Raw genomic sequence first — 10252 nt, 5'->3', positions numbered from 1 at the left:
CGGGACCGGGGGGGGGCGCCCGGGGGCACGGGCTGTGGGGGGTGCTGCCGCCCCCGATGGGGGGGCGGCGGGCGGGGGGCCGGCGGGCCCGAGACTGGGCTATCAGCCGTTTTCGGCCGGGGCCTCGGTGCTGTCGACCAGCACGCAGTCGGCCACGGGTCCGTTAGAGACGTGCGCCGAGCCCTGGGCGATCGTCATGTCCGGACCTTCGTAGACGCTGAACTCCAGCACCGCGGTCTGGCCGGCCTTGACCACCTTGGGGTCGATCGTGAAGTCCTGGCCATTCCGCGGAGGGACGGCGAGGGGAGCTTCCTCATCGGACACGAAGTCCTGGCTGCGGGGCTGCGGGCTGCACTCCTTGCCCATGGGGACGTAGTCCACGACCGCGTTGAGGCCCATGGCCCGAAGGTCCGCCTGAAGGTCCTTGGGCTTCTTGGCCTCGTTGATGGTGATGCTGATGAGTCCGTCGTCCGTCTTGGTGACGGCGTAGGCCTGGGCACCGCCGCCGAAGGCGAGCGGCACGGCGATCGCCATGATGGTGGCGGAGGCCAGGACCGGGGCCAGGACGGCGGGGCGCGACAGGCGCCACTTCGGCTTGGCGGGTCGGTCGTTCTGATGGATCTCGGTCATGACGAACTCCTTGATCTGCCGGTGCCGGCCCTCGGGGAGCTCCGGCTCGCCCTGAAACGGCAGAAGCCTGGCCAGCTCGTCTCGCTCGCCTGCGTTCATTGGTGCTCCTCCTTCTTGGACCGGACCGCGATGTCGCGGTCACCTCTTACCTGTCGGGGCGGGAGTGGGGGTTCCATTCCGGCCGAAAGTTTCTCCAGCTTCTTCCGAGCCCTGGAGAGCCGGGATCGGACCGTGCCCACCGGGACGCCCAGTGCCTCGGCCGCCTCGGCGTAGTCGAGGCCCGACCACACGACGAGCGCGAAGACCTCCCGCTCCGGGCGGCGCAGCGAGCCGTACGCCTGCCGGATCGCGGCCAGTCGCTCGGCGTCGTGGATGCGCCCGACGACCTCGTCGGCGAAGTCGGGAACGTCCTCACCTCTGGGCATGCGGGACAGGGCGTCGTCCGCCCTGCGGGCGGCTCGGCGGGCGTTGCGCGCGATGTTGGTGGCGATGCCCAGCAGCCACGGCCGCAGTGAGCCGCCCTCGGCGTCGACCCGTTGCCGCAGCCGCCAGGCCTCCAGGAACGTCAGCGACATCACGTCCTCGGCGGCCGACCAGTTTCCCGTCAGCCTGAAGGCATGGCCGTACACCGACCGGGAGAACTCATCGAAGAGGCACTCGAACGCCTCGCTGTCCCCATCACGTATCCGGACGCGTATCGACATATCCACATAGAGATACTGTCCGCGGCTTCCGCCGGGTTCCGACAAATTTCACAGGAAAGCGCGATGGCGCCGACGTTGGTGGCCCGTCGGCGCCATGCTCGCCGCGAACACGGCGGTGTGGTGTGGTCCGTCAGGACCTGATCTGCGGGACGCTGCCCGCCGCGTAGCGCTCGCCGGCGACGGCGCCCCTCGGGGCGGCCTTCTCCAGCGCCGCCAGCTCGTCCCGCGTCAGCGCGATGTCGACGGCGGCGACGTTCTGCTCCAGGTAGGTGCGGCGCTTGGTGCCGGGGATGGCCACGATGTCCTCGCCCTGGGCGAGCACCCAGGCCAGGGCCAGCTGTCCCGGGGTGACTCCCTTGGCCTCCGCCACCTCCTGGATCTGGATGACGAGCCGGTGGTTGGCGTCGAAGTTCTCCCCCTGGAAGCGGGGATTGGAGGCGCGGAAGTCGCCGGCGTCGAACTGGTCGGTGCTGGTGATCGTGCCGGTGAGGAACCCGCGGCCGAGCGGGCTGTAGGCGACGAGCCCGATGCCGAGCTCCCGGAAGGTGGCGAGGATCTGGTCCTCGGGGTCGCGGGTGAACAGGGAGTACTCGTACTGGCCCGCCGTGATCGGGTGGACCGCGTGGGCGCGGCGCACGAGGTCGGGCGAGGCCTCGGAGATGCCGAGGTGGCGCACCTTGCCCGCGGCGACCAACTCGGCGAGCGCGCCCCAGGTCTCCTCGACCGGGACCGAGGGGTCCACGCGGTGCTGGTAGTAAAGGTCGATGTGGTCGACGCCCAGCCGCTCCAGGGAGGCGTCGCACGCCCGGCGGAGGTAGTCGGGCCGGCCGTTGACGCCGACGCGGGCGCCGTCCTCGGCGCGCTGGATGCCGAACTTCGTGGCCAGCACGACCTCGTCCCTGCGCCCGGCGATCGCCTTTCCGACGAGCCGCTCGTTGGTGAACGGCCCGTACATGTCGGCGGTGTCGAGGAAGGTGACCCCGAGGTCGAGGGCCTTGTGGAGGGTCGCCGTCGACTCGGTCTCGTCGCCCTGACCGTAGAACTCGCTCATGCCCATGCATCCGAGGCCGAGGGAGGAGACGGTCAGGCCCCGGCCGAGGGTTCGCTGCTTCATACGTGGTTCTCCTCGATGCTCTCGCGGTAGATCTCGATCTTGCTGTCGATGAGCGTCGTGCATGCCCTCCAGTCTCGGCGTTGGAGGGCACTCCAGGTCAAATGGACCACGATGACTTACTTTGTAAAGGCGGCGCCGGTTGGGCCGGGGTCTAGTGGACGGAGAAGCCGCCGTCGACGCAGATCGTCTGGCCGGTGATGTAGGCCGCCGCGTCACCGGCCAGCAGGACGGCGGCGCCGGTGAAGTCGGCGGGCAGGCCGTTACGCCCGGTCATCGATCGGGCCGCCAGGGCCTCGACGCGGCCGGGGATGGACTGTGCCGGTTCGGTGAGCGGGGTGAGCACGAACCCCGGCACGACCGTGTTGCTGCTCACCCCGTGCCGGGACCACGCCTCGGCCTGTGAGCGGGTGAGGCCGGTGATCGCGGCCTTGCTGACGCCGTACGCGCCGCTGTCGCCGAACGCGCTGATCGACTGTTGCGAGCCGACGTTGATGATGCGACCCCAGCCGCGCGCGGCCATGCGGGGCCCGAAGTGCTGGCCGAGCAGGTACGGGGCGGTGACGTTGACCCGCATCGTGACGTCGTAGTCGTCGGGGGTGAGCTCGCCCATGGGGAGGCGGATGTTGTTGGCGGCGACGTTCACGAGGATGTCGATCTCGCCGAAGAACGTGCCAGCCTCGTCGCACACGCGCTGGACGGCCGCGGCGTCGCCGAGGTCGGCGCTGATGGTCGCGGTGCGCACCCCGTGGCCGCGCAGGCGGGCGGCGGCGTCGGCCAGCTCGCGCTCCCTGCGGGCGACGATGACCAGGGCGGCCCCGGCGCGGCCGATGCCCTCGGCCATGGCGTACCCGATGCCGGAGCTGCCGCCGGTGACCAGGGCGGTGCGGCCGGACAGCGAGAACAACCCCTTCAGGTAGCCGTCCGGGTCCGGCGCGTCATGCTCGGAGACCATGGGGTGTGAAGTTATCACCACGTGCCGTAGAGCTCGGCGGCTGCCGTGCTCAGCTTGCGCATGACCTCGTCGAGCTGCCGGAGGGTGCCGAGGTCGAGGCCGTCGAGCAGGCGGCGGTAGCCGGTGAGGCCCGCGTCGGCGAGCTCCTCGGTCATGCGCCGCCCCGCGTCGGACAGCTCCACCCTGCGGATGCGGCGGTCGCTCGGATCCTCGCGGCGCGTCACCAGGCCCTGGGCGACGAGACGGTCGACGATGCCGGTGACGGTGCCGAGGCCGGTGCCGAGGGTGTGGGCGAGCTCCTGGCCGGAGACCGAGCCGCGGCTGGCGAGGATCAAAGCGACCTTGAGCTGCTGCATGGTCAGGTTGACGGCGAGCAGCGGCATGGAGCGATCGTGGGCGAAGACCCGCCCGAGGGCGTGCTGCGACTCGACGATCCGAGCGACCAGCTCTTCTCTCTCGTCCACTTCCACCTTCCACCCGGGCTTGATCAGGTTACCAGGAGTTCACGGTCCAGCTAAATATTCGTGCAATACGAAGTGTTAGCATTGCCCAAAACTCCCACGTTTCGCAAAATCCCGGAAGGTCCACGTCTATGACCGCATTGGCAAGGCTGAGCCTCGCCAGCCGCAGTCTCGTCATAATGATCGCGGTTGTGATCAGCGCGTTCGGTGCCTTCGCGATCCCCTCGCTGAAGCAACAGCTGCTGCCCTCGCTGTCGTTCCCCGGGGCCTTCGTGGTGGCGCCCTACGCCGGCGCCTCCCCCGACATCGTCGAGGAGCAGGTCGCCAAGCCGATCGAGAGCAGCCTCCAGGGCATCGCCGGAGTCACCGAGATCACCTCGACGTCCCGGGAGGGCTCGGCCCAGATCCAGGTGTCGTTCGAGTACGGCACCGACGTCGAGGCCGCGGTCGGCAAGCTGCAGCAGGCGGTCGCCCGGCTCGGCGCCCAGCTTCCGAGCGGGGTGGAGCCCATGGTCGTGGCGGGCAACACCGACGACATCCCGGTGATGGTGCTGGCGGTGAGCGACGGCGGCGACCAGCGGGCCATGCTCGACAAGCTGGAGCGCATCGCCGTCCCCGACCTGCAGGGCGTCACCGGTGTACGCGAGGTCGCGGTGACCGGGGCGAGCAAGCAGACGGTCGTCATCACGCCGAACCTCCTGAAGATGGCCTTCCTCGGGCTGTCGCCGGCGTCGATCCCCGAGGTCCTGCGGGCCAACGGCACGCCGATCCCGGCGGGCACCCTCACCGAGGGCGGCAGGGCGCTGACCGTGCAGATCGGGCGGCGGATCTCCTCGATCGACGACCTGAAGAACCTGTACCTGACGCCGCAGGCTCCCGCCGCGCAGCCCCAGACGACATCGCGCGCCCAGGGGCAGCAACCCGGACAGGGTCAGCAGGCAGGTCAGGGCCAGTCGGCCGGGCAGGGCCGGGCGGCGGCGGGCGCGGCGCGGACCGCGCAGGCGGCCCCGGCCGCCCCCAAGCCGGTCAAGCTGGGAGACGTCGCGACGATCGAGGAGAAGCCCGCCGACGCGACGACGGTCACCCGCACCGACGGCAAGGCGAGCCTCGGCATGTCGATCACGATGACGCCCGACGGCAACGCTGTGCAGATCTCCCACGACGTGAACGACAAGCTGGCCGAGCTGACGCGGGCGCTCGGCGACGCCTCCGAGATCACGGTGGTGTTCGACCAGGCCCCGTACGTCGAGCGTTCGATCGAGGACCTGTCCACCGAGGGCCTGCTCGGCCTGGTGTTCGCGGTGATCGTCATCCTGCTGTTCCTGCTGTCGCTGCGCTCGACCATCGTGACGGCGGTGTCGATCCCTCTGTCGGTGGTGATCGCGCTGATCGCGCTGTGGGTGGGGGACTACTCGCTGAACCTGCTCACGCTGGGCGCGCTGACGATCGCGATCGGCCGGGTGGTGGACGACTCGATCGTGGTGCTGGAGAACATCAAGCGGCACCTCGCGTACGGCGAGGAGAAGCGCCAGGCGGTGCTGACGGCCGTGCGCGAGGTGAGCGGCGCCGTGACGGCGTCCACGCTCACCACGGTCGCGGTGTTCCTGCCGATCGCGTTCGTGGGCGGCATGATCGGCCAGCTGTTCGCGCCGTTCGCCATCACGGTCACGGTGGCGCTGCTCGCGTCGCTGCTGGTCGCGCTGACGGTGATCCCGGTGCTGGCCTACTGGTTCCTGAGGGCGCCGCGGCTCTCCGAGGGGGAGGCGCGGGCCGTACGGGAGCGGGCGGAGGCCAAGGAGCTGCGCAGTCCTCTTCAGCGCATGTACCTCCCTGTGCTGAGGTTCGCGACGCGGCGGCGGTTCGTGACGCTGCTGGCCGGGTTCCTGATCTTCGTGGGGACGCTGGCGCTGGCGCCCGGGCTGAAGACGAGCTTCATCGACTCCTCGGGCAACGACACGATCTCGGTGACGCAGAAGATGCCGGCCGGCACCGATCTGGCGACCACCGACGCGGCGGCCAAGAAGGTGGAGGAAGTGCTCTCCGTCATCGGGGAGATCGCGTCGTACCAGGTCAACGTGGGTACGGGCGGCACGTTCTCGGGTGGCGTCGGGGGTTCGCCCGACAGAGCGACGTTCTCGGTCACGGTGGCGGAGGGCGTGGACACCCCGGTGCTGGAGCAGACGCTGCGCGACCGGCTGGCCGCGCTGCGGGACGTGGGCGAGGTGACCGTCGGCGGCCAGGCCGGTGGCGGGTTCGGCTCCGACCGGGCCGAGGTGATCCTTCAGGGTCCTGACCAGTCATCGCTGCGGTCGGGTTCCGACACGGTGCTCGCGGCGATGAAGCGGATCGAGGGGCTGCGCGACGTGAGCTCCAACCTGGAGGCGAGCGCGCCGCGCATCGAGGTCAGGGTCGACAGGGAGAAGGCGGCGGCCAAGGGCCTGACCGAGGCGGGGATCGGACAGGCCGTCGCGCAGGCATTCCGGGGCGCACCGATCGGCCAGATCACGCTGGACGGCCGGCCGAACGACATCATCCTCAGGGCCGGCGGCGACGCCCCCGAAGACCTGGCGGCGGTACGGGCGCTGAAGCTGCCGGCCGCCTCCGGGCTGGTGAAGCTGTCGAGCGTCGCGGAGGTGCGGCAGGTCGCCGGTCCGACGCAGATCACGCGCAAGGACGGCGCCCGCACGGCGTCGGTGTCGGCGGCGGCGACGGCCAGCGACCTGGGCAGCGTGACCGCGAAGATCACCGAAAGGATGAAGTCGCTGACGCTGCCCGCCGGGGTGACGTACACCATCGGCGGGGTGAGCGCCGACCAGAGTGAGGCGTTCTCGCAGCTGGGCCTGGCCATGCTGGCGGCTATCGCGATCGTGTTCATGATCATGGTGGCGACGTTCCGCAGCTTCGTGCAGCCGCTGATCCTGCTGGTGTCGATCCCGTTCGCGGCGACCGGCGCGATCGGGCTGCTGCGGCTGACCGACACGCCGCTGGGCGTCCCGGCGCTGATCGGCATGCTGATGCTGATCGGCATCGTGGTGACCAACGCCATCGTGCTGATCGACCTGATCAACCAGTACCGCGAGCAGGGCATGAGCGTGGTGGACGCGGTGGTGGAGGGCGGCCGGCGCAGGTTGCGGCCGATCCTGATGACCGCGATCGCGACGATCTGCGCGCTGACGCCGATGGCGATCGGGCTGACCGGGTCGGGAGGGTTCATCTCGCAGCCACTGGCGATCGTGGTGATCGGAGGCCTGGTGTCCTCGACGTTGCTGACGCTGGTGCTGGTGCCCACCCTTGTGGTCAGTACGACTCTGATCCGTGATCGTCTCACCAGGCGGCGGCCTCCTTCCGGCGATCGGGTACATCCGGGTGCCGGAGATGAAGGACGGCGAAGGGAAGATCTCACCGTTTATCCGGCGTGACGCCATCCAGGCGATGGCGGCGGGCATGGCCAACGCGTACCGATGGTGAGTGGCCGACGGCGGACGGATCATCGAGCTGGATGTCACGGGCCGGAACTTCAACCGTGACATCCAGTTCGCCATCGACGCCATCGAGAACCGCCTGGCCCACGCGATCATCGTGTTTAACTTCTCCCGGTTCGGTCGCGATCGTGAGGGCAACCCCGTCCACGTGGCCCGGATCGAGCGGGCAGGCGGAGAACTCTTGTCGGCCACGGAGGATGTGGATGCCCGGACGTCATCGGGAAGACTCGCCCGTGGCATCCACTTCGAGTTCGCCGCCTACTACTCCGACCTGGTAGGGGAGGCGTGGGGCGACGCCTACCGGAACCGTGTAGCGCGTGGCCTGCCACCCTTTTGGGGAGTACCTCGGGTATGTGCGACGCGGGCGCATGCCACATCCGCTCTTCCCAACTCGGACGTTGCGTGACCCCTCGGATAGCGAGGAACGGTATGAACCGGACATCGCTTCGGGGAAAGCCCAGATGCTCGCCATTCTCTATGAACTCTGGGTGGTCGATCAGAACTTCACTGCCCTGGCCAAGAGACTCAATCGGCACGGTTTCACCACCGAGGGTGGTCTGCCCTGGAGCGGTGAGACGGTCCGCCAACTCATGGACCAGGGTTTCGCGGCTGGCCTGATCCGAGTCCATGATCACAATTGTGATTGCCGGAACGCCCCCCGATGTCAGCGGAAGATCTTGCTGCCTGCGGCGCATAAGCCTTTGATCAGCAGCGATCTGTGGGATCGGTTCTCACGGTTGAGGGCCGGGAAGGTGACGCGTCCCGCTCGGTCTCTGCATCAGTTCACGGGGTTCATCAGGTGCTGGCACTGCTGCGGCGGAATGCACTTCAAGACGGGAACCGCCGCGTTTATCTGTGGTTCCCGTTCCCGGCATGATGAGGTGGTGTGCGGTTCTCGGCATCGTGCGTTGCTCGCGGCGAGCAGTCCGGGGGAGGCCAGGGCGATGTAGCGTGAGCGGCTTGGGCAGGTGGGGTCGTGAAGGCTGCTGGATCACCGCCGAAAGATCGAGTGTGGGGGAGCGGAGATGACGTGTTCGCGCGTCTCAGTCGCACGGTAAGCGCTTGTCGGAGTGCATCCGATGTCTCCGGACGCGTCGGACGTTTGGCCACGAGAACAAACGAGCCAGAGTGGTTGGCACTGCGGCCCTTACTTAACGTCCGAAGAGTTCTACAGTTCGAGTTCACGCGTGCCGGCGTCGCAGCCGCTGGCGGCGGGGACTGGTGGACTTATGCGATCATGACCGCACCCGACTGGGCCGCGTTGGCGAGCGTGATCAAGACTTTCCTGACCCGCCGCAGCCCACTGCTAACTGCCACTCCCCCCCAGCATCAGCAACTCGCCAACCGCCCTTCCGTCGCAGCCGTATCCCTCACAAGAAATGGCCACTGACGACCGATATCAACTGGCCCCGGCGGGTTGATATTTTGATGGGGTACGTTCGTCCGAAGGCTCGGCCGTTGCCGACTCCGGCGTCTCCATGCGAGCATAAATTATGTATGTCAAACTCTTGCGTCGCAGCAGATCCCGATTACTGATGACCGTGGCAGCGGTTGCCATGGTCATCGCGTCTCTGGGCTTCGCCAAACCGGTGTCCGCCGCGGTTCCCGACGGCCACAACTCCCTGGGCTTCGCCAAACCGGTGTCCGCCGCGGTTCCCGACGGCCACGTCTGTTGGTGGATCCGGCCGGACAACCCACCGTACAAGCTTGACGCCAAGACCGTCCACTACGGCGTAAGTGTCCAGTGCGACGGTCCAGTGCGTAGCGTCGACTTCACCGTGGAGTTGCTCTACCACGGGCTGGTCGGCGGCCCCGGCCAAACAGTGAACGGCCGTACAGAGGTTTTCCGGGACATGCCCGCAAACATAATCCTGTTCGGTCTTGGCGTCATCAACCCGGGCACCGTCTGCGAGTCGGGCTACTACTCGGGTCGCGCGACCGCCACAGTCCACTACCTTTCGGGGACTCCGGAGTACATCACCAGAGAGACAGGGTCTCAGCCGGTATCGCTGAGCTGCCCGCCACCGGATATTCCTATTCCCACACCCTCGCCGAGTCCGACGGTCGCCAACCCGGGCGCCCAGAGCAACCTCAAGCTGGACGCCGTGGCGCTGCAGATGCAGGCCACCGGCGGGAGCGGGTCGTACACCTGGTCGGCGACCGGCTTGCCTCCTGGACTGGCCATCGACCCCTCAAGCGGCTGGATCATCGGCACACTCAGCAACATAGGAAGCTACACCGTCACGGTCACGGCCAACGGAGGCGGACAGGGAAGTACCACCTTCACCTGGAGCGTCAGAAAAGAATCGTCCTGCCAGCGCTGCTGATCAACTGCCCTACGGGAAAGCTCTGGCAGAAAGGAGACGCCGCGCATCGTCTGCGGTCCCGGGCCAGTCCTCTTCTCCAACCCCGCTCGCTGAGGGTTGGAGAAGAGCAACACCGCAGCCGAGGACGGCCGCACGGCCCGGTTCGTCGCGCTCGGCAACCACATCCGCTTGGTTGGTGAGCTGCCCGCCCTCGTACTGGCCGCGCTCGCCCTGGCGTCCTCCTCACGCCCGTGGGGGTGAGCCGGATTTCGGCTTAAACCGGGGGCTGGGCGGCGCTTCTCGAGGAGAAGCCGTGATCGGCGGAGGCGATGTTCTGGGCCTGGTGTGGGTAGCGGGTGTCGTCGTCCAGGCGCCGCGCATCTTGAAGCGGTGGTCGCTTCTCACTACCTGAGACCCGGTCAGCCTGTGCGAGGGGTGCCGCGACGAGCGCAGGCGTGTCATGCACGATGCCGACGATTTCGAGATCGTCGTCGCGCTTGGTGGGCCAGTGATGGTGATGGTGGAGGCTTTCGGCTGGTACCTCAAGCCGTTCCTACCTGCTATCCGTAGGTCTGCCGGGCGGGAGCCGTACCTGCCGGCGGC

At 68.2% G+C, this 10252-nt stretch carries 10 protein-coding genes; 5 read left to right on the top strand and 5 right to left on the bottom strand.

Features of this window, described 5'->3' with window-relative positions:
* Window positions 1-102: 102 nt before the first annotated feature.
* From AB0B89_RS12675 to AB0B89_RS12655, 5 genes are all read right to left on the bottom strand, one after another.
* Window positions 103-729, bottom strand: a complete 627-nt coding sequence (locus AB0B89_RS12675; RefSeq protein ID WP_358551626.1) for a hypothetical protein — start codon at window positions 727-729, stop codon at window positions 103-105.
* Window positions 726-1334, bottom strand: a complete 609-nt coding sequence (locus tag AB0B89_RS12670; protein WP_358551646.1) for an RNA polymerase sigma factor — start codon at window positions 1332-1334, stop codon at window positions 726-728. The genes AB0B89_RS12675 and AB0B89_RS12670 overlap by 4 nt, the downstream gene beginning before the upstream one ends.
* Before the next feature lie 130 nt (window positions 1335-1464).
* The gene (locus AB0B89_RS12665) at window positions 1465-2448 is read right to left on the bottom strand and encodes an aldo/keto reductase (RefSeq protein WP_358551624.1); all 984 of its coding nucleotides are present in this window, start codon (window positions 2446-2448) and stop codon (window positions 1465-1467) included.
* Window positions 2449-2599: 151 nt separating this feature from the next.
* The gene (locus AB0B89_RS12660) at window positions 2600-3400 is read right to left on the bottom strand and encodes an SDR family oxidoreductase (RefSeq protein ID WP_358551622.1); all 801 of its coding nucleotides are present in this window, start codon (window positions 3398-3400) and stop codon (window positions 2600-2602) included.
* 14 nt (window positions 3401-3414) lie between these two features.
* The gene (locus AB0B89_RS12655) at window positions 3415-3864 is read right to left on the bottom strand and encodes a MarR family transcriptional regulator (RefSeq protein ID WP_358551620.1); all 450 of its coding nucleotides are present in this window, start codon (window positions 3862-3864) and stop codon (window positions 3415-3417) included.
* A 128-nt stretch (window positions 3865-3992) separates the two neighbouring features.
* Here AB0B89_RS12655 and AB0B89_RS12650 point away from each other — a divergent pair, with 128 nt between their 5' ends.
* From AB0B89_RS12650 to AB0B89_RS12630, 5 genes are all read left to right on the top strand, one after another.
* Complete coding sequence (locus AB0B89_RS12650; protein WP_358551618.1) at window positions 3993-7280, top strand: efflux RND transporter permease subunit; 3288 nt, start codon at window positions 3993-3995, stop codon at window positions 7278-7280.
* A 49-nt stretch (window positions 7281-7329) separates the two neighbouring features.
* Entirely contained in the window at window positions 7330-7749 is a 420-nt protein-coding gene (locus AB0B89_RS12645; protein ID WP_358551616.1) for a recombinase family protein, read from the top strand.
* Window positions 7712-8293 carry a recombinase family protein gene (locus AB0B89_RS12640; protein ID WP_358551614.1) on the top strand — a complete coding sequence of 194 codons (582 nt, stop codon included), beginning with the start codon at window positions 7712-7714 and terminating at the stop codon, window positions 8291-8293. The genes AB0B89_RS12645 and AB0B89_RS12640 overlap by 38 nt, the downstream gene beginning before the upstream one ends.
* A 585-nt stretch (window positions 8294-8878) precedes the next feature.
* On the top strand, window positions 8879-9670 hold the full coding sequence (locus AB0B89_RS12635; RefSeq protein WP_358551612.1) for an Ig domain-containing protein: 792 nt from the start codon (window positions 8879-8881) through the stop codon (window positions 9668-9670).
* Between the two features lie 96 nt (window positions 9671-9766).
* Window positions 9767-9910: a hypothetical protein gene (locus AB0B89_RS12630; RefSeq protein ID WP_358551610.1), complete on the top strand. Its 144-nt coding sequence runs from the start codon at window positions 9767-9769 to the stop codon at window positions 9908-9910.
* Window positions 9911-10252: the final 342 nt, after the last annotated feature.

Source organism: Sphaerisporangium sp. NPDC049002 (genome assembly GCF_040649355.1).
In the GTDB taxonomy this organism is placed as follows: Bacteria; Actinomycetota; Actinomycetes; order Streptosporangiales; family Streptosporangiaceae; genus Sphaerisporangium.
This window is presented reverse-complemented; position numbering and strand designations above follow the sequence as displayed.

Excerpts from the sequence above, each read along its gene's own strand:
- AB0B89_RS12675 (WP_358551626.1), bottom strand. The coding sequence starts at position 729 with ATGAACGCAGGCGAGCGAGACGAGCTGGCCAGGCTTCTGCCGTTTCAG.
- AB0B89_RS12670 (WP_358551646.1), bottom strand. The coding sequence starts at position 1,334 with ATGTCGATACGCGTCCGGATACGTGATGGGGACAGCGAGGCGTTCGAG.
- AB0B89_RS12665 (WP_358551624.1), bottom strand. The coding sequence starts at position 2,448 with ATGAAGCAGCGAACCCTCGGCCGGGGCCTGACCGTCTCCTCCCTCGGC.
- AB0B89_RS12660 (WP_358551622.1), bottom strand. The coding sequence starts at position 3,400 with ATGGTCTCCGAGCATGACGCGCCGGACCCGGACGGCTACCTGAAGGGG.
- AB0B89_RS12650 (WP_358551618.1), top strand. The coding sequence starts at position 3,993 with ATGACCGCATTGGCAAGGCTGAGCCTCGCCAGCCGCAGTCTCGTCATA.
- AB0B89_RS12640 (WP_358551614.1), top strand. The coding sequence starts at position 7,712 with ATGCCACATCCGCTCTTCCCAACTCGGACGTTGCGTGACCCCTCGGAT.
- AB0B89_RS12635 (WP_358551612.1), top strand. The coding sequence starts at position 8,879 with ATGACCGTGGCAGCGGTTGCCATGGTCATCGCGTCTCTGGGCTTCGCC.